The sequence below is a fragment of the Pedobacter sp. genome, from assembly GCF_041645105.1.
In the GTDB taxonomy this organism is placed as follows: Bacteria; Bacteroidota; Bacteroidia; order Sphingobacteriales; family Sphingobacteriaceae; genus Pedobacter.
Genome location: NZ_JBAZQQ010000004.1, coordinates 237,463 through 257,533 on the forward strand (window position 1 = coordinate 237,463; position 20,071 = coordinate 257,533).

Sequence of the window (20,071 nt, forward strand, 5' to 3'; positions counted from 1 at the left end):
AGAAGATGAATAGAAAGATATATTTACTGATGCTCTTTTTGAGTATAACCCTTTGGGGTTATGCTCAAAATAAACATGCAAAGCAATCCAGATTTCCAAGTTATAAAGGGTTGGTGATGACTGGTTATCAAGGCTGGTTTAATGCCAAAGGAGATGGTGGGGATAGAGGCTGGAATCATTATGGTCAAATTGATCAGAAAAATGCTGGTATAGAAATCTGGCCGGAAATGACTGAATATAAAGTCACCTATAAAACACCATTTAAGCTAGCTAATGGTGATCATGCGCAATTGTTCAGTTCCTATGATGACTCCTCTGTGCAGCTTCATTTTAAATGGATGAAAGATTATGGAATAGATGGGGCATTTATACAGCGTTTCATTGCCAATCTTAAATACAAACAAGGCATTAACCACAATAATAAAGTACTCACAACAGCATTTGATGCTGCGGAGAAAAATAAGAGAGCAATCGCAATTATGTATGATTTCTCTGGAATGAAGGAAGGAGATGAAAAGATTGTAATCGATGATTTCAAGAAACTGGTAGATGATCTGAAAATTACCAATCGAGGAAATAAACAAAGTTATTTGTACCATAATGGTAAACCATTGGTGGCATTATGGGGGGTAGGTTTTAATGACAATAGGAAGTACTCCTTAAAAAATGTACAAACTATCATAAATTTTCTACAAAATGATCCTGTTTATGGTGGTTGTTCTATATTATTGGGAGTTCCTACACAATGGAGAGAGTTAACGGGTGACACAATGAATGATCCTGAATTGCTTGAAATGTTTAAAAAAGCAGATATTATCCATCCATGGTTTGTCGGTCGTTTTACAGAAGCCCGACTTCCTAAAATGATGGAGAGAATAAAGGGAGACATAGCCTGGTGTAAAACGAATAAAGTAGATTATGTACCTGTGATATACCCAGGCTTTAGCTGGCATAATATGAAACCTGAATCTCCATTAGACCAGATTCCCAGAAATAGAGGACAGTTTTTCTGGAAGCAATTGTCCGGAGCCATACAAAATGGTGCTGAAATGATTTATCTGGCCATGTTTGATGAAGTTGACGAAGGAACAGCAATTTTTAAAATCAGTAAAAATCCTCCGGTAGGAAATGTGGAATTTGTTAAACCAGAGGAGGATATTCCTTCTGATTATTATTTATACCTGAGTGGTTATGCGGCTAAAATGCTTAGAAAAGAAGTCCCTTTTCAAAGTAAAATTCCGGCTCCTATCCTAAAAAAATAATATATTACATCTTCAACTAAACAGAAATAATAACCAATTATAACTAAGAAATGAACCAAGCTGCAACTAAAGCCAAATTTACAGACAAGAAGTTTATGATTACCCTTGTCTTTGTTACCTCACTCTTTATGTTCTGGGGCATAGCCATTACAATGGCTGATGTACTAAACAAGCATTTTCAACATACAATGAGCCTTACAAAATCACAATCGGCATTTGTACAGTTTGCAGTGTTCGGTGCCTATGCAGTAATGGGGATACCTGCGGGATTGTTTATGAAACGTTTTGGTTATAAAAAAGGAGTATTGCTGGGCTTGTCGCTTTTTGCTGCTGGGGCATTTCTTTTTGTGCCTGCTGCCAATATTTCATCATTTGCATTTTTTGGCATAGCATTATTTATTGTAGGTTGTGGCTTGTCAACATTAGAAACTGTTGCCCATCCTTTTGTTGCTTCTCTAGGTGATCAGCGTACAAGTGACCAGCGCATTAACTTTGCTCAATCATTCAATGCCGTGGGCGCTATGTTGGGGCCAGCAATAGGTAGTTATTTTTTACTACGGAATAATGTAGAGGGTAGTACAGATTTAACTTCTGTAAAGATGTTATATGTGGTAATTGGAGTAGTTATTTTATTAGTTGCCATTTCTTTTTCCTTTGTAAAAGTGCCTCCTACAGTCGACCCTCATGCAGTTGCTGAAGTGGATCTGGATGCTGTAAATATTGACACTGCACCTGATAAAAAATTATTTGATCATAAACATTTTGTATGGGCAGTGGCAGCACAATTTTTTAATGTTGCAGCTCAGGCAGGTACATGGGCATTCTTTATCAATTATGGGCACGAAAAAATGGGCTTTACTGATGCTGAAGCCGGTAATTATATGGTGCTATTTATGGGGATGATGCTGGCAGGACGTTTTATAGGTACATTTTTAATGCGTGTAATTGCTCCTAATAAGTTATTGGCCTTATTTGCTCTAGGGAATATTCTGATGTGTATTATTGTAGCACAGGGCTTTGGTCTGGTATCATTCATCGCCTTGCTCATGATCAATTTCTTTTTTAGCATTATGTTCCCGACTATTTTTAGTTTGGGGTTAAAAAATCTTGGCTCGCGTACACAACAAGCTTCTTCATTTTTATCTATGGGGGTAGTTGGAGGTGCATTTTTCCCATTCATTATGGGCGCTGTTGCAGATAGTGCTGGTATTGCAAATGCTTATTATACACCAATCATCTGCTATCTGGTTATTTTTATGTTTGCTTATAAGTATTATAAAGTAAAGCACTAGCATTAAAAAAATAAGCTCAATATTATTTAGGCTGCCTATTTTAAATCATTAAAATAGGCAGTTTTTTTTGCTGTTATTTATTCACGAAGGTTTTAAAACCATTCGTTCCAGGAAATTCTTCCTGAAGCTTTATTCCTGTTTGAATTAACCTTTTTTTATGCTTTTATTAAGCGGCAGAATGGATTTTAGTAAATTGTATTTACCATTTAGACCATAAAAAATGTTAGTTCGTAAAAAAGAATTATTTGAAAGTGTAGCTGAGCTACTTAAAGCCGATGGATTTAATATTGTGAACCGTGATGAAACGCGTCCTTGGGGAGGTTTTTTCGTGATTGATGAGAATCAGGCACAAGAGTTTGCCAATACATATTTTGATCAATTGAATGTGGATGATTTGAAGATTTCGGGGAAGCTAAGTCCAAAAATTCTAATTGTTGCACCTCAAACCAGGCTTTCATGGCAATATCATCACCGTCGTGCAGAAATCTGGAGTGTGGTGACGGGAACTGTTGGGGTGATTACCAGTGAAACAGATGAGGAAGGAGATTTGCAGCAACTTAGTGCTAAAGAGACCATCAGATTAAAGCAAGGCGAACGTCATCGTTTAATAGGCTTAGATGACTGGGGCATTGTTTCAGAGATATGGCAGCATACTGATCTTGAAAATCCATCGGATGAAAGTGATATCATCAGAGTTCAGGATGATTTTGGTAGAACCAATGAGTAATCTTAGGGAGTAAAGAAAAGACTAGACCAATAAACTAAACTATAAATGATGAAAAAATTAATTATTCCTTTCTTAGGGATTCTTTTAACTATCCTGAGTTATAGCCTGGCACTTAAAGCACAGAAATCCTCCTCTGTAAAGCCTCAAAAGATCAGGATGATCGCAACTTATGATGCTCCTGCTAAACTATGGGAAAGTGAGGCTTTACCTATTGGAAACGGATATATGGGTGCTATGATTTTTGGCGGCGTTTATCATGATGTTATCCAGACGAATGAACATACACTTTGGTCTGGGGGACCTGGTGAAAACCCCAGTTATAACGGTGGTCATCTAAGAACACCTCAGCAAAACAAAGAGAATCTTCAGAAAGCAAGGACCGCGTTGCAAAAGAAGATGAATGATTTTACCAAAAATGATAAGGCTTACCTGGATGCAAATGGAAAATTGATTACCAAAGACTATGGAGATGAAAGAAAAGATGGTGTAAGGGCTCTCATTGAAGCACTTATGGGGTCTAAAGATAATTTCGGGTCCTATCAGACATTGGGGAATGTAGAAATCAGCTATAATTCGATGGTGATGCCAGAGGTTGTGAAAATAGAGACTGATTGTGATAATAAAAAGAATCCATCGCAATCAGTAGATCGGTTATTTGATGGAGATATGAATACCAAATGGTTTGCAGATGGTGGTCCGGATAAAGGATTCCCATGCTATATTACCTGGGAATACAGAACAAACCTCGATGTAAAGTCGTACACTATAGTTTCAGGTAATGATGCTCCTGAAAGAGATCCCAATTCATGGAGATTATACGGTTACGATGGTAAAAATTATACCTTAATTGATGAGCAGACAGATGTGGTATTTTCTAAACGTAAGGAAATAAAGAAATTCTCTCTTAAAAAGGCAGTAAATTATAAAACCTTTAAGATTGAAATTTTAGGGGTTGCTGCAAATAATAAGAATACACCACCACAATTAGCAGGTATAGATTTCGAATACGCGCAGCTATCAAAGCCATTAGCTCCTTTTACAGCGTATAAGCGAGTACTTGATATAGATAATGCTACACATACCGTAAGCTACAAAGAGGATGGTGTAAATTATATGCGTGAGTACTTTATGAGCTATCCTGACAATGTGATGGTGATGAGATTGAAAGCATCGCAGAACGGTAAAATATCCAGAACATTTACGATCACAAGTCCACAAAAGAAAAAAGCGATTACAGTATCTGGCAATACACTTACGATGACTGGACAACCGGCTGGTCAGGGAGAAAATGGTTTGAAGTTCGCTCAACAGGTAAAAGTGTTGAACACAGGTGGGAAAATATCTACTAAAGATGGAAATAAAATAATAGTAGAAAATGCAAACGAAGTGATCATATTGATGTCTGCCGCTACCAATTACCATCAGTCTATGGATAACTCTTTTAATTATTTTTCGGAGACTGACCCCTTGCTTGTTGTCAAGCAAAGATTGGCTATAGCTGAAAAGAAATCATACGATCAGTTACTGTTAACTCATCAGAAAGACTATAAAGGGCTGTATGATAAAATGAGTCTGAACCTTGGAAATGTAAAAAGTGTACCAGAAAAAACGACAGATAAATTATTGACGGATTTATATAAAAGCAATACTGTAGCTGAGAATTTGTTTACTGAAATGTTGTATTATCAATTCGGTCGTTATTTGTTAATATCCAGTTCAAGAAAAAATTCTTTACCAGCCAATTTACAAGGAGTTTGGGCAGATAAATTAGCTAATCCCTGGAATGCCGATTATCATACAAATATCAATGTACAGATGAATTACTGGCCTACACAAACGACTAATTTAAGCGAATGTCACGCACCAATAGTTGATTATATTAATAGTCTGGTTCCGCGTGGAGAAGTGACTGCAAAGCATTATTACGGAACTGATGTACGTGGATGGGCAACACATCACGAAAACAACATTTGGGGGAACACAGCTCCGGCAGCATATTACTCAGCTTTTCATTTTCCGGCAGGAGCTGGATGGATGTGTCAGGATATATGGGAATATTACCAGTTTAATGATGATAAAAAGTTTCTGGAGAAAAATTATAATACCTTGCTTGGAGCGGCTTTATTTTGGGTTGATAATTTATGGACAGATGAACGAGATGGGAAACTGGTTGCCAACCCATCTTACTCACCGGAGCATGGGGAGTATTCTTTGGGTGCCTCTTGCGATCAGGCAATTATAACAGAGATGTTTGATATAGTGATTAAAGCGAGTCAGGTATTAGGAAAAAATACGAAAGAAGTTACGGAAATTAAAAATGCTAAAAGTAAATTGTCTGGCCCCCAGATTGGCTTGGGCGGTCAGTTTATGGAATGGAAGGATGAAGTAACTAAAGATGTAACTGGTGACGGTAAACATAGGCATGTGAATCAATTATTTTGGTTGCACCCGGGATCTCAGATTGTGGCAGGTAGAAGTACACAGGAAGATAAATATGTAGATGCGATGAAGAAAACTCTGGAAACGCGTGGTGATGGTGGCACTGGATGGAGCAAAGCATGGAAAATTAACTTTTGGGCAAGATTGAGAGACGGTAACCGTGCACATAAATTACTTATGGAAGCATTGGCTCTTACTTATCCGGGCAATCCCGCTAATACTGGAGGTGTTTATCAAAATCTTTTTGATACACATCCGCCTTTTCAGATTGATGGGAATTTTGGTGCTACTGCTGGTATTGCCGAAATGTTACTTCAGAGTCAAGGTGGTTATATTGAACTGCTACCGGCTTTGCCTGATGCGTGGGAGGAAGGTTCATTTAATGGATTAAAGGCAAGAGGTAATTTTGAAATCAATGTAAAATGGAATAATGCGGGCCTTATTTCTGCTGAAGTAATATCAAACTCAGGAAAAGAATGCATCATTAAATATCCAAATGCAAAGGATTGGGTAATTAAAACCAGTAAAGGTGCTCTTGTAACTAAAAAGGTGATTGATCAGAATAAAATATCGTTTACAACAAGTCCTGGAGCAGTTTTTTACATCAAAAAACTATGAAATAATAATCTTTTATAATTTCATCTTTTAAGGCGCTGGGGGTTATAAAAAAGCAAAGGGTTTGTAGTATGTACTACAAACCCTTTGCTTTTCACTTAGTTATTTACTTATGGACAAGTTGTAAATCCATATCCGGGGTTTTGGGGACATATATTAGTAAAATTCCAACTTGCTTTTTTAGGATGGCCCAGCACATCTGCTGGTAATGGTCCTGAAAAATTGTTTGCTTTTAATTCCAATGAATTAAGATTAGTCATTTTTCCTAAAACATTAGGAGGAATAGGGCCAATGAAGTTGGAGGTATGCATTTGAAGCGATGTTAAGGCTGTTAAATTTGCAAACTCCACAGGAATCGTACCCGTTAAACCTGATCTGCTTAATGTTAAAGCCGTCAGTCTCTTGAGGTTACCAATTGATGGAGGGATTGTACCAGTCAACTGTTGATTATTGTTGTTCAAGTCAAGTTGTGTTAATTCGCTTAGATAGCCTATAGCTAAAGGTATTGGGCCTTTAAGATTCCTGGCATTTAAGCCTATCTTGGTTACCCGATCAACCCCATTTACTTTTGCTACTGTTACACCATTCCATTTTGCTGCTGCATTAGCTTCTGTCAATGGCGCAGTAATATCCCATTTCGTTCCAGACCATGCATCACCACCCATACTTTCATAAATTGCAATCAACACTTGTCTATCCAATTCTGTTCCAATTGCAATACCAGTTTGTTTTACATCAATCACAACCCTGGTACCTCCATAAATAATGGTAATTGTACCTGCTAGTTCAACAAAGTTGTTTTTTGCTGCAGTAACTGTCAATTTACTTCCATCTCTTTCAACGGTAAACCAGGTCGTGTTTTTGCTGATTTCGTAAGTCCATACCTGGTTGGTTTCAATAGTAACAACCTGGGTACTTCCTTCTCTTGCTAAGAGCAGACTTTTCTTGTCAATCTCAAATTCGATTGTTCCTTTTTGAGTAACTGTAATGGCTTTATTGAAAACAGGTGAATCTGTATTCACAATTACCACCCCAGTACGTTCACCCGTTTCTGGATTCGCCGTGGCAATCAATTTCACTTCATTTCCATTGACCTCCCAACTTAACCAACTTGCATCTGAGCTGAGTGACCAACTCATATTGCTATTGATGTTAACAATACCATTATCACCAGGATTTTTAAATTTCAGCGCATTATTGTCCAAGATAATGGTAGGGGTATTACCATGTTGTTTAATTACAATGATCTTGCTGAGGCTTTTGTCAGCACTTAGTATCTTTATTTTAGCTACTCTTTCATACAAACTGGAGTTTTCTTCCATGGTAAATTCCACTTTTCCTCCAGTTTTTGTTGCGATAAGCCAGGTCTGTGTAGTTAAACTTTCCACAATCCAATCGCTATTATCTGATAGGGAAACTGCAAAATTTCCTGTTTTATCTGTATTTAAATATTCATAAACGTCACGCTCTATGTTTAGTGTTGGCTTAAGGGGTATTTCATTTTTATCTTTTGAACAATTGGTCAAAACAATCATCAGGATTGTCAAGCCGAATAGTAATGTTCTTTTCATAATGTATGATCATTAAACGAGTTAATTTAAATAGAATTAATTGGTTTAAAGTTTATTGAACTTTAAACTCTTCACGAACGATATCCAGATATTTTGTCCCATATCCTTGTCCATAATCAGCCACTGTTGGCTCTATTTGAGAATCCCAATTCCAATTGTTCATAGATTCAATCAATACCATCCGATTACTTCCTAAGTTCATTTTTGCGACATTACAACGTTCCCTGAAATCATTTTCATTTTTACGAACTGAGGGAATAGTGTAATCAGGACTGGTGTTATTAATGTATGTAGTGAAAGAAGGAGATACCGAAGGAATAAAGTCAATACCAAAGTTTTTAGATGTATATTCTTTATTCAACTTGTAATTTTCATTGATGAGACGATTTAATAAATACGTTCTATCCCAGCCAGTAACACCACTTCCAACATTACACATATTGTCCATTGATATGGCATCAGCTTTACCCCTCATAAAGAAATACTCAAAGCGAGCAGATGGCGTCCATTGAGGTTGACGAGCAATAATGTATACATCCTTACCTGTTTGTTCTTTTATAACATTCCGTATATCATCATATAATTTCTTACTATCTGCACTATACAATCTGTCTGCACCTAAAAAAACAAGTACAGGGCGACCCTGAAAATGGTAATAGGTCTCGTCTTTGAAATAAAGTGAAACCCGTTTCATATAACTAAGTAATCGCTCAACACGAGTTAGTACAGTTGGTATTCCGTTGATGGTGTAAGTAGTTGTAGGGGCATTCTCAATAAGTAGATTATTGGATAAACCACCACCAAAATTATTAACGTCAACTGAAATGGCATATTTCAAATCACCCATATTTACAGATGGGAGTAGGAAGTTGTGTTCGGCCAACATATTTACAGTTAACGAATCGTCTCTATTGAGGTTGTTAGGGAACAAGGTGTTATTGATCTCTTTAAGCGCAGGACTAATTAAAAAGTCAATCTTCGCCATTTTTGCCCATTCAACTATCCTGGCCATATTTTTTGCACCTGCTTCCGTAGCCTTTAAATCATAACGATCTAATTCTGGTTTTACATAAGGGCCTATTTTTCCATTACTAACATTGTAGCTTTCGGTGATACGTGTCCATTTTACTGCATCAGTAACAAGCGGATTGGATGGCTCGTAAAGGTAAGCACCAACAGGTATATTGGCAGTAACCGGAACTTTTGGTATTTCGTAATTCAACGGATAATCCTCAATGGACGGCCCTGTATCTTTTTTGCAGGAAGTAGCGGTAGTTATTGCCATTAATCCGACTAACGACATTTTAATATATCTTTTCATCATGATGATTTATATATAGATAATCTTATTATTCAATTTTATTATGGTATGTAGGTAACCAGACGCTGTCTGAACTTGTAGTCAAAGGCTTTAATTAAGGCCTGGTTATCATCTGTTTCACCGGTCATACTTTTGGCCGTAGCAACAACTTCTTCATAGGTTTTACCATATTTTTTATTGAAGTACTCTGCATTTGGCGTGATTTTTTTATTCCCTCCATACAATTGCTGCGCAAAAACCAAATCAGGATTCAATTTAGCAAAGCCTAAGGTTGTATAAACATTATCGCCCCATCTATCACCCCTGTAATAAGGACTTGTAGCTTTCAGGTTTTCAATTCCTTTATAGTAAGCTTCCTTATTTTTGCTTTGTTCAACAATGGGGTAAATAAATCGTTCAGTCCAGTAGTTATACTGCGGATTATATCCTTCCACATCACTGGCAGCACCATTGGCAAAATAAGGTGGAAAGCGCAAGACACGTGTTCTGCGTTCTAAATTCCAGCCCTCCAGACAGTTTAAATAATCAGCAATATACCTTTGTTTATAAATTTGTTCCAAATGATTCTCCTTACCTCCCTTGCCACGGATGTTTGCACGGTATAACAGCCTTCTATCTGCAAATCCTCTTCCATCTGTATTCCATTTTATGCCATTTTGAGCAAGGTATGTTTCAACCCCTGACTGGCCATATTGTGCAAATGAGGCACGTATACCTGCTTCGTAATGTTGTGCAGCTTTAACTTCTGAGCCGAAAAGGATTTCGGCTTCAGCTCTGAGAAAGTAGCTGTCGGCCCAGTTTAATAATATTGTGGTTGTATTTTCTTTTAAAAAATCAGTGTGTACAAAAGAAAAATTGTAAGGACTGCTTTTACTACCTAATGGATCGTTGTAGCGATTAGTTGTTCCGGGTATAAATTCCCATTCCCATCCCGCGGCCAAACTATTAGCTTCAGGAAGTGGTACATAAGGCATCGAATAATCAACTAGAATATCATCAATCCTTGAACCATTTAAACCATCGGCCTGATGAGCGGCGAATGTTGGGCATTCAGCGTTTGTACAGAAATTGGCGTGTTTTCTGGTCAAAGTATCCGTGTATAACATCGGTTTTACTGGTATTGGCGACAGTTGGTTTGCTTTATGAACAAAAGCGCTCAAACGAGGATCTTTGTATGAAAATAAGTAAATTCCAAAATACTCTCCCAGGGCAGGGTAGGTTGAATCATTAAAGGTCGTAGCAGTTTTGATTAATCTGGTGAAATAGTAAGAAGCACTAAGAGCTTCATCTGAACCCCATTGTAGTCTCACCATATCATCTAATGAAGAAATCAGTTTAGTTTCATCAGCCATTACTTCTAAAGCATGTGTTCTGGCAAGGTCCAAGGATAGATTTTGCGCATGAAGGGCAATATTTAAGCGTAATGTATTGGTGAATTTTTGCCATTTTAATATGTCAGATTTTCCAAAATTACTTCCACCAAATACAGGGTCACGCATTAAAATGTCACTTGGGTATGAGGCTGATACACCGTATAATTCGCCAGCATCTTTCAAATCTTTCAATATTTGGGTATATATTTCCAGTTCTGTGTCATAAGTATATTCCCTCGGACTATGATCGCTATCCGCCAAAGCCTTACTCATTGGAATACTTCCATACATCGAAGTCATCATATAGAATACATAAGATTTCCAGGTTTTTACCATAGCCAAACGATTGGCATAGTCTGGCTTCCCTTCATATTCTTTTTCCATTCTCAACAAATCCCGAAGAATGCCTACGTAAAATTGATTGAAATAATTATCATCCATTACTTGTGAAGGATTAGTAGCAAAACCAACCACAGCGTAACGGGAGAAATTCATTAGTTTGTTAAAACTTAAATCCTGGATCAACCTCATGGTTCTGGAAACAGTACCGGAAAAAATGTCGTTAACATCTACTTTATAGATTTTGTTGTTATTGGTATTGATCTCTTCAAAGTTCTTTTTACAGCTGATGGAAGCAGTACAAAAGGTTATGATAGTCAATATATAAGCTATTTTTTTCATCGTAGTATTTTTAGAATGATAGTTTAAGGTCAAATCCCCAGGTAGACATTGGTAAGTTGAAGCCACGTTCAAAACCTTGAGCATTGCCCGTTGTTGATGTCGCTTGTGGATCTAATCCTTTTGGTGTGTTCTGATATAAAATAGCCAGGTTACGTCCTACTAAAGCAACTCTTGCATTTTTTATTGGCGTTTTTTTGAACCAGGAATTTTTCAGACTGTATCCAATAGTAACTTCTCTTAACTTCATATAAGTTGCATCATAGATATATCTGGCGGCACTTGAAGCGTTGTTGTGTGTCCAATGGTCCATCGGACTTACCCATGCCATTGAGGGCTTGTCGGCCCAAAAACCGGACGAAGGGTCATAAACGGTATTGCCTAATTGAACACCTTTTGGACGCCATCCATCTGGATAGGCTACGTAATTTTGCAGGTAATCTGCATTCGCTTTAATTGTATTTCCTGGCTGAAGAAAACCTCTTCGTTCCTCACTGTTTTCTCCCAGAATCAATTCAGACACAAGCGCATCATATCGACCATCCAATGATTGTACAGTACTGCCATCAATACCGCCTCTAAATGCAGTATAAGACCATACTTTTCCACCCGACTGGAAGTCTATCATAAAGCCTAAATCAACCGGACCAACTCTAAAAGAGTTTTGCCATCCGCCAAACCAATCAGGTTGGATAGATCCTAAATATTGATCAGGTAAAAACTTAGGTTTTCCATCAGTACCAACGTAGATAGCACCATCGCTATTTCTTCTATAATCATTACCATAAAAAACACCATAAGGCTTTCCTACTTCTGCATAAAGCTTAATATTATCTGCACTAGCCATTTCATATCTGCTAATACCTTCTACCAATGAAACAACTTTTGATCTGTTTTTAGCCCAATTGAATGTAGTGTTCCAATTGAATAATTTTGTTTTAACAGGATTGACGGTCAAACTCACTTCAATACCCTCATTATGTATTTCACCAGCATTTAAGATCTCTCTGCGGTATCCACTGGCCGATATGGCATCGGCTTCAACAATTTGATTTTTAGTGCTTTTGTTATAATAAGTGATGTCTGTACTCACACGTCCATTCCATAGTCTGATCTCTGTACCAAACTCCCAGGATTGTGTTTGTTCTGGCTTAAGCCTTTTATTTTTTAGAACATCTTCACCTATGAAGAAGGGAATGCCATTGAATGAACCTGTTTCTCCTCTGTAGTATCCGCTGTAAAGACGGTCAAATCCAGTATCATTACCCACCTGAGCAAAAGAGGCACGGAGCTTTAAATGAGAAAGTACTTTCTTATTTATTTTTAAAGCATCTGTTAATACGACACTGGTACCTAGTGAATAATAGAAATAAGAAGCATTATCTATAGGTAAAGCACTCGACCACTCGTTACGAGCTGTAGCTTCTAAAAACGCCCAGTTTTTGTACCCTAAATTACCCATCGCAAAAATTGCTTGCTTATTTTTACGCTCTGGTTCTTGTAAGGTGCCGATAAGCCCTCTGGAATTTGCTACACTAGCCAGGTCTGGAGCAATAAGCATTGAAGCTCTGGCAGATACTCTCTCTCCTTTTATGTCTTGTACCGAGGCGCCAAGGTTTGAATTAAGATTGAAATCTTTATTCAGTTTTTTGTTAAAGGATAATAAGGCATCAAAGTTATTGTTTGTCATTAAACGACTCCAGTTAAAATATTCGCCATCAATATCAAAAGGAGAGTGGAGATTGGTGAAATCCCAACCTTTAGACTGCTGAATATCTGTAGATGCACGAATCCGGAATCTTAACAAGCTGTTTAGTCTGATATTTGCTGTAAGACTGGCGTTTAACAGGTTCTTGATATCTTTATTGGAAGTCTCATTTAATAGCCAGAAGGGATTGTTGAATCCATTAAAATTAAATGGCCTGTTGTCGTTTTGTTTCCATGGAACCAATTCTTCATAAGAGGCATCCCTGGGTAAATTTGCAATGACATACAAAGGGTTTCTGTTCGATGCATTACGGAAACCTCTGTTGTCCATATTCTCAAATGTATACCTGATGTTGGCATCAATATCTAAATAATTGGTAATCTTAGCGGTGCTTCTAAGGGTAAAGTTGTGCCTGTCAAATAAATTGAAGTTCTCGAGAATGTCATCTGCAATTTGTCCGGTGTAAGAAAACCTGATACTCATGGCATCTGTCAGTTTGTCGATAGCAAAACTATTGGTGATGGTGTTAGAGGTTTTGAACATGCTTTCTATTGTCTGTGGACGAGGTATGTACTGTTTTACTTCTCCATTTCTACCTACAACATCAAACCCTAACATTGGCATACCCCATGAACGTTGATCCTGGTTACCCATATTTGGGTTCCAGATACCATAAGGAAGATTTGGATCGAATGATACACCGTTGCCGAAATTGCCGTAATAGTTCATCCCTTCTCTTTTAAACTGGTTACCCTGACCGGCACCATATATGTTTTGAAGGGTAGGAAAGTTATAAAGGTTTCCAACCATTACATTAAATCCGTAATTGAGACCTAAACCCTGTTTTCTTCCTGCTTTCTTGGTTGTAATCAATATTGCACCATTTGCGGCGTCGGAACCATAAAGTGCAGCCGCATTGGCACCTTTTAAGACTTCAATATTTTCAATTTCATCAGGATTAATACTGTTTACAGGGCTACCAAAATCAAGGTCCCCACTCTCTCCTGAATTGTTCAATACTGGTATCCCATCTATTACAAATAAAGGTTGGTTATTGCCAGTAAGTGAATTATTCCCTCTTAATACTACCCTGGTTGAAGCACCAGGACCGCCACCAGATATAATTTGCATACCTGCGGCTTTACCAGAAAGCATATCTAAAAGACTACTTCCTCTTGCTTCCGTCATGGAGGAAACATCAATACTTTGACGAGCATAAGCTAAGGATTTTGCTTCTTGTTTAATGCCCATAGCTGTAACAACTACTTCGGTCAGACTTTTTGAATCTTCTTCCAAGATGATCTTTAACTCAGCATCTGATTTGATATTGATTTGCTGGGTAAGGAAACCAAGGTAGCTGATTCTTAAATTTGAATTAAGAGGGGCACTGATCTTGAATTTTCCGTTCTGGTCAGTTAATGTCCCTTTTGAATTTGGCGCTCCTATTATATTTACTGAAGCACCTACAATAGGTAGATTGGTTTTGTCCAGGACCGTACCCTTAATATTAACTTGTTTTTCCTGACCATAAGTTACTCCGAATAGAAATGTCAGGAGTAAGGTCAGATAATATATGTGAAATAAGTAATGTTTTCTCATCATACACGGTTTAGGTTAGTGAATTTATTATTTGGTTAATTAATAGGATTATCACATTGGCATGTTTTAATCTTATATAAATTACGCGGTGACCAATTAATAAAACACTAATAAAGGATTAATTTATTGGGTTTAATTTGGTTAAATGCAAGATTAATATTTTATTCTTGATTTATTTTGTCTGACTAAGGTTTCAGCTTAAAAAAGCCAGTTGCTTTCCACAACAGGCTTTCGCACGTTAAGTGTATAACATATCGTAAGACTAGTAATCCTGTACCTTTGATAGGAGAACTGATTCTGAAATTCGCTTAGATTTTGATCTCATGTATATCACCAATCCTGTAAATGCAATAACCAATACTATTGGGATAATTAATGTGACTTGCAATACCTCTGGGCCTGCTAGATTTTTGGCATTCGCAAGTGCTAATGCATCAGCAGAGTTTTCAGGTGCTACTAAGTATTTTTCCAGATTGGCGTCAGCAGGTAAATGTTTTACAATCAGGTTATCATAAAAACCGCCCATGAAAATAGTATAAATGGATACGGCAAACATACCTGCACCGCCCACCAGATTTAATCCCAATGCCCCCGATTGAGGTATGTTCTCGGCTATAAAGCCAATCATGGTAGGCCAGAAATAACAAACACCAATACCGAAAATAACAGCCGCTAAGAAAATTGAATTGCCACTGAAAGTACTCAGCATATACAAGCCGGCAGTTGCAAAAATTGCGGAGAAAAGTAATACACCCTGAGGAGCCAGACGCTTTACCACAGGCTCAGCAAAGGCACGGCCAATAACCATAATGCCTGTAGTTAAAGTAAGCAGCAAAATGGCATTATCTGTTACATTTTTTAGCAAAAGACCTATCCACTGACCGGTAAATAATTCGGTAATGGCAGTTCCAAACATGCAAATAAACATAAAAATAAAGAGGGGAGAGAGTACCGCTTTATACATGTCTTTATTTGAGTAACCTGACGATACCCTTTCGGTAACGGGAAATTGTAGTTTTGAAAATAAATATCCATAAATTACTGTTGGAATCAGCATCATCGCAACTTGAATTTTCCACCCCAGTCCGATTTGTACAAAAAGGGTAACCAGAAGTGTACCAATAACAATACCTCCAGGAAACCACAAATGGAAGTAATTTAAACGGGTAGTTTTATTTTCAGGATATAGGGTAGCTACTAAGGGGTTGCAGGCTGCTTCTACTGTACCGTTGGCTATCCCAATAAGTAACGTGGAAAAGAATAAAGTCCAGTATCCCTGTGCAAAGATGGTTAGCATAATGCCAGCCAAATGAAAAATAAAAGCCATAACCAGTAGTCGCTTCATTCCAATAATATCCACTATAAAGCCACCAATAACAATGGCTAATGGGAAACCCCAAAATGCGGTAGCGGTAATAGTGCCAAGTTGGGTTGCACTTAATTGGAAATCAATTCCCAATTGGTTCATCATTCCGGCACGTATACCGAATGAAAGCGAAGTCACTAATAATGCCAGGCAACTTGCCCAGAATAATTTGGTTGTATGAATTTGAGTCATAAGTTTGGTTTTAAATGATGGTTACTTTTTTCTACCCATGGCGTATTTAATTCCACCTAGTAAATGTTCCAGAAATAGCGGCTCCGAAAAGGATTCTTCTGTATGACCAAGGCCCGTATAGAAGGAACGACCACCATCATATTTATGATACCAGGCTATTGGATGATTGTCGCCCATTTTGTTTTTACCTGCGTCATAGCTTTTCTCATCCATAAAGATCAGAACACTTAAACCTTTTGCCACATTTCTGAAATTATACCACTCGTCTTTTCTTTTCCACTGTTCCGGTAAGTGTTTGGTTGAAATATGTTTGCGGTCTACAACATTTAATGTTGCATTTTGCTGATTTGGGTGGCCTGCAAAATATGCACCTACCAGATTTCCAAACCAGGGCCAGTTGTACTCACAATCTGTGGCACTATGTACTCCTGCAAATCCACCACCAGCTTGTATATATTTTTCAAAAGCAGCTTGCTGCTCATCGTTTAGTACGTCGCCAGTTGTGCTTAAAAATATAACAGCAGCATATTTTTTTAAGTTTTGGAGATTAAAATAAGTTGAATTTGTAGTCGTATCGACATCAAATTTATTTTCAGAACCTAGTTTTTGGATTGCTGCAATACCCTGCTTAATTGAATTGTGATGAAATCCGAGAGTTTTGCTAAACACCAGGACTCTTTGTTTTTTTGCATATGCTGGGGTATAAGCAATAATTACAGCAAGGACTATCGACAGGATTGTCAGATGGATTGTTTTTTTCATACATTAATTAATTTGGTTTTAGCTTCTAATGTATAATCAGGTAATTAAAAAAGCCTTAATAATTAGTTAACAGCTATCGGTTTTTAGTTTTTTCAAGATTTTTAGGAGCCTGATATTATTATTAATCTTTTATTATGTTTTTGTTAAGTAGGAAAATGATTTTAGTATCAAACTAAATCAAATATAAACGATATGATAAAAACGATTACTACAGTATTGCTGTTAGCAGCATGTTCTTATGCCAATGCCCAGAAGGTTCAGATATTAGATCGTTGCGAATCACTGGATGATAAACCGCATCAGTGGTTCAGTGATGGAAGTCCAACAAAATTAAATTCAGATCACAAGGAAGGAAGCTATTCTATTAGTTCAAATGGTTACAAACCTGAACGACTAAGAAAAATCTATGGTCAATCTTTTGATACCGGTGTAACGCAGGATAATGGTTTCATTTCATTTTGGTTTTTTATTGAAAAACCAGAATTACTAAAAGGTAGCGGACAGGTAGCCATATCAAGTGCGGCGAATTCAAATGTTGACGCCTATGGGTATGCTTTTGGTGGTCTTAAAGTAGGCTCCAACAAGCTTGTAGCAGGCTGGAATAACGTAATTATTTCTTTAAAGGAATTTAAAGATGTTAAGGGTGCCCCAAATTTAGCAGCTATTAACTATTTTAGGATCGTTTTGTATAATCTACAGGATGATACAACTACTCAGGAAATGAAAATAGATAATATTCGATTTAGTTCTGATAAAACTCAATTGGAGATTGTCGCTAAATAACTAATACTTAAAAATGATCAAAAAAATTTATCTGTTTTGTGCTTTGTTGCTAATTCAAAGTAGCCTACATGCACAGGATGTAAGTGCGCTAACTGGAACAGTACGTGATAATAATGGAGTTTCTATTACTGCCGCGACGGTCCATATCCTCAATACAAATTATAGTATTTCTACCAATTCAAAAGGTGATTTCAATTTTGTAAATGTACCTTTTGGCAAATATAGTATTCAGGTTACTGCTACGGGCTATGCTGCTTCAATTAAAAATATCATTGTTAACAACAATATTGCTCATGTTGATTTAAAACTCAACGCTTCTAACAAACAATTGGATGAGGTGGTCGTTACTGCTCAAAAAAGTGCTGAAAATATAGCCAATGTACCGCTTAGCATAACCACAATTTCAGCAAATCAGATTGAGGCATACGGTATCAGAAACATTAGAGATATCCGCACCATTATACCTAACCTGTATGCAGGTAATCCTGGTGATGGCAGAAATGTCGTATCTGTGCGAGGAATGGTAAGTACCTCATATGATCCGGCAATTGCCACCTATGTTGATGGCGTAAACCAATTTGGCCTGGATACTTATATCTCGGATTTACTGGATGTAGATAGGATTGAAGTATTGAGAGGCCCGCAGGGTACTTTATATGGTAGAAATGCCATGGGAGGCGTAATTAACATCATCACAAAGCAACCAAACAATACAACATCAGGTTTTGCAGGGATAGATGCAGGTAGTTTTGGTCAGCAGCGCTATACACTTGGTCTACGGACTCCATTGATAAAGGATAAACTGTTTTTTGGGGCGACTGGTATGTATAATGTACAGAGTGGAATTTATGTCAATGAGTTTACAGATGCACGCTTTGATAAGTTTAAGGGAATTATGGGAAGTTACTTCTTAAAGTACCTGGTAAATGATAAGCTGTCCATGATTTTAAATGTAAAGCATAATGCCAACAGGAACAATGGAGCCTTTCCTCTGGTAGGTTCAATGGATACAGCATTTGAAAATCCCTTTAAAGTGAATCAGGATGCAACTACTCAAATGGTTGATAATTTAATCAATGCTTCATTTTCTGTTAATTACTTAACTCATCGAATTCATATCTCATCTCAAACTGCATATCAATCGAATTACAGGTATTATAAAACACCTATTGATGGTGATTTTTCGCCCTTGGATATTGTTTCCATACAAAACAATTTTGGTAAGGACTGGAACAAAGTTCAGGTCTTAAGTCAGGAGTTTAAATTCAGCTCTCCGACCGCTTTAGAAAGCAGGTTTAATTGGACTGCCGGTCTGTATGGTTTTTATCAATATAGTCCAACAAAACAAGGGACACATTATGGTGAAGATGCGGGCTTATTTGGTAGCCCAATCATTAACTTTACGGACCTTGCGACGCATACTGCTAAAAGTATGGGCGTAGCAACCTATGCTCAATTGGGGTATACCATTACCACTCAACTGAGTGCAACAGCAGGTTTTAGATATGATTATGAGCACAAGAAGCTACATGGCTTTGATGAAATCATTATGGATGGAATGCAGCCTTCACCAACTCCTGATTTTGAAAGCGGATTAAAAAGTTATCATGCCTTTTCTCCCAAAGTAAGTCTGAAGTATCAGCCTCTGGCATACAGTAATTGGTTCGCGAGTTATAATAAAGGGTTCAGGGCTGGCGGTATCAACCAAACGAGTTCTGAGTCGCTTCAGTTTGTAACTTATAAGCCAGAAAACAGTAACAGCTTTGAGATTGGAACTAAGAATACCTTTTTTAAGGAGCGTTTGAGAGTTAATGCAGCGGTATTTTATACCAGTGTAAACAATGCTCAGGTACCGACTTTAATCCTTCCTGAAGCGATTACTGTTACTAAAAATGCAGGTAAGCTAAGGAGTAAAGGCGCAGAATTAGAAATTTCGGCTATACCTGTAAAAGGTTTGTCTATAGATTACAACCTAGGCTTTACAGATGCTAAATACACTGACCTGAAATTGGGTAAGGAAGAAGATGTATTAAACCTGGATAATAACAGACAGGTATTTACACCTGATTACACCTCTATGCTTGCCTTACAATATGCATATGACCTTTCTGCTTTAGAAGACATAAAACTTGTTGGAAGGGCTGAGTGGGCTGCAACAGGTAAGCAATATTTTGATCTGGAGAATAAGCTGGAACAAAAGGCTTATGACTTGTTTAATGCCAAATTTGGAATTTCCTTGAAGAAACTAGATTTTTTTGTTTGGGGAAGAAATCTGGGGAATAAAATATATGCAGATTATGCCTACGACTTTGGAGCTACACACTTAGGAACTCCACGGACTTACGGCGTTAGCATTAGTACTAAATTTTAAAAAAATAAACAC

At 37.4% G+C, this 20,071-nt stretch carries 12 protein-coding genes; 6 read left to right on the forward strand and 6 right to left on the reverse strand.

What is annotated here, in order from left to right; genetic code table 11:
- The first annotated feature begins 5 nt into the window (after positions 1 to 5).
- The 4 genes from WC623_RS14405 to WC623_RS14420 all read left to right on the forward strand — a co-directional run bounded on the left by WC623_RS14405 (position 6) and on the right by WC623_RS14420 (position 6,338).
- Positions 6 to 1,262: a glycoside hydrolase family 71/99-like protein gene (locus WC623_RS14405; protein WP_372852220.1), complete on the forward strand. Its 1,257-nt coding sequence runs from the start codon at positions 6 to 8 to the stop codon at positions 1,260 to 1,262.
- Between the two features lie 50 nt (positions 1,263 to 1,312).
- Positions 1,313 to 2,554, forward strand: a complete 1,242-nt coding sequence (gene fucP, locus WC623_RS14410; protein ID WP_372852222.1) for an L-fucose:H+ symporter permease — start codon at positions 1,313 to 1,315, stop codon at positions 2,552 to 2,554.
- Positions 2,555 to 2,774: 220 nt separating this feature from the next.
- Entirely contained in the window at positions 2,775 to 3,281 is a 507-nt protein-coding gene (locus WC623_RS14415; protein WP_372852224.1) for a phosphoheptose isomerase, read from the forward strand.
- A gap of 45 nt (positions 3,282 to 3,326) precedes the next feature.
- A complete protein-coding gene (locus WC623_RS14420) occupies positions 3,327 to 6,338 on the forward strand; it encodes a glycoside hydrolase N-terminal domain-containing protein (RefSeq protein WP_372852226.1) in 3,012 nt (1,003 codons plus the stop codon).
- Positions 6,339 to 6,445: 107 nt separating this feature from the next.
- Here the strand turns inward: WC623_RS14420 and WC623_RS14425 are convergent, their stop codons facing one another.
- From WC623_RS14425 to WC623_RS14450, 6 genes are all read right to left on the reverse strand, one after another.
- Positions 6,446 to 7,906 (reverse strand): BACON domain-containing protein, encoded by a 1,461-nt coding sequence (locus WC623_RS14425; protein ID WP_372852228.1) that lies wholly within the window; start codon positions 7,904 to 7,906, stop codon positions 6,446 to 6,448.
- 52 nt (positions 7,907 to 7,958) lie between these two features.
- Complete coding sequence (locus WC623_RS14430; RefSeq protein WP_372852230.1) at positions 7,959 to 9,230, reverse strand: hypothetical protein; 1,272 nt, start codon at positions 9,228 to 9,230, stop codon at positions 7,959 to 7,961.
- Positions 9,231 to 9,268: 38 nt separating this feature from the next.
- Positions 9,269 to 11,281 (reverse strand): SusD/RagB family nutrient-binding outer membrane lipoprotein, encoded by a 2,013-nt coding sequence (locus tag WC623_RS14435; protein ID WP_372852232.1) that lies wholly within the window; start codon positions 11,279 to 11,281, stop codon positions 9,269 to 9,271.
- A 10-nt stretch (positions 11,282 to 11,291) separates the two neighbouring features.
- A complete protein-coding gene (locus tag WC623_RS14440; protein WP_372852235.1) occupies positions 11,292 to 14,588 on the reverse strand; it encodes a SusC/RagA family TonB-linked outer membrane protein in 3,297 nt (1,098 codons plus the stop codon).
- Positions 14,589 to 14,847: 259 nt separating this feature from the next.
- Positions 14,848 to 16,143: a sugar MFS transporter gene (locus WC623_RS14445; RefSeq protein WP_372852237.1), complete on the reverse strand. Its 1,296-nt coding sequence runs from the start codon at positions 16,141 to 16,143 to the stop codon at positions 14,848 to 14,850.
- A gap of 21 nt (positions 16,144 to 16,164) precedes the next feature.
- Complete coding sequence (locus WC623_RS14450) at positions 16,165 to 16,905, reverse strand: ThuA domain-containing protein (RefSeq protein ID WP_372852239.1); 741 nt, start codon at positions 16,903 to 16,905, stop codon at positions 16,165 to 16,167.
- Between the two features lie 192 nt (positions 16,906 to 17,097).
- On the opposite strand from WC623_RS14450, the gene WC623_RS14455 reads away from it, so the two are divergent.
- Together WC623_RS14455 and WC623_RS14460 are read left to right on the forward strand one after the other, a co-directional pair.
- Positions 17,098 to 17,688 (forward strand): hypothetical protein, encoded by a 591-nt coding sequence (locus WC623_RS14455; protein ID WP_372852241.1) that lies wholly within the window; start codon positions 17,098 to 17,100, stop codon positions 17,686 to 17,688.
- Between the two features lie 13 nt (positions 17,689 to 17,701).
- The gene (locus tag WC623_RS14460; protein ID WP_372852243.1) at positions 17,702 to 20,059 is read left to right on the forward strand and encodes a TonB-dependent receptor; all 2,358 of its coding nucleotides are present in this window, start codon (positions 17,702 to 17,704) and stop codon (positions 20,057 to 20,059) included.
- Positions 20,060 to 20,071: the final 12 nt, after the last annotated feature.

Bases quoted from the DNA above. Each gene is read 5' to 3' on its own strand.
- WC623_RS14405 (WP_372852220.1), top strand. From the start codon at position 6: ATGAATAGAAAGATATATTTACTGATGCTCTTTTTGAGTATAACCCTT.
- fucP (WP_372852222.1), top strand. From the start codon at position 1,313: ATGAACCAAGCTGCAACTAAAGCCAAATTTACAGACAAGAAGTTTATG.
- WC623_RS14415 (WP_372852224.1), top strand. From the start codon at position 2,775: ATGTTAGTTCGTAAAAAAGAATTATTTGAAAGTGTAGCTGAGCTACTT.
- WC623_RS14420 (WP_372852226.1), top strand. From the start codon at position 3,327: ATGATGAAAAAATTAATTATTCCTTTCTTAGGGATTCTTTTAACTATC.
- WC623_RS14425 (WP_372852228.1), bottom strand. From the start codon at position 7,906: ATGAAAAGAACATTACTATTCGGCTTGACAATCCTGATGATTGTTTTG.
- WC623_RS14430 (WP_372852230.1), bottom strand. From the start codon at position 9,230: ATGATGAAAAGATATATTAAAATGTCGTTAGTCGGATTAATGGCAATA.
- WC623_RS14435 (WP_372852232.1), bottom strand. From the start codon at position 11,281: ATGAAAAAAATAGCTTATATATTGACTATCATAACCTTTTGTACTGCT.
- WC623_RS14440 (WP_372852235.1), bottom strand. From the start codon at position 14,588: ATGATGAGAAAACATTACTTATTTCACATATATTATCTGACCTTACTC.
- WC623_RS14445 (WP_372852237.1), bottom strand. From the start codon at position 16,143: ATGACTCAAATTCATACAACCAAATTATTCTGGGCAAGTTGCCTGGCA.
- WC623_RS14450 (WP_372852239.1), bottom strand. From the start codon at position 16,905: ATGAAAAAAACAATCCATCTGACAATCCTGTCGATAGTCCTTGCTGTA.
- WC623_RS14455 (WP_372852241.1), top strand. From the start codon at position 17,098: ATGATAAAAACGATTACTACAGTATTGCTGTTAGCAGCATGTTCTTAT.
- WC623_RS14460 (WP_372852243.1), top strand. From the start codon at position 17,702: ATGATCAAAAAAATTTATCTGTTTTGTGCTTTGTTGCTAATTCAAAGT.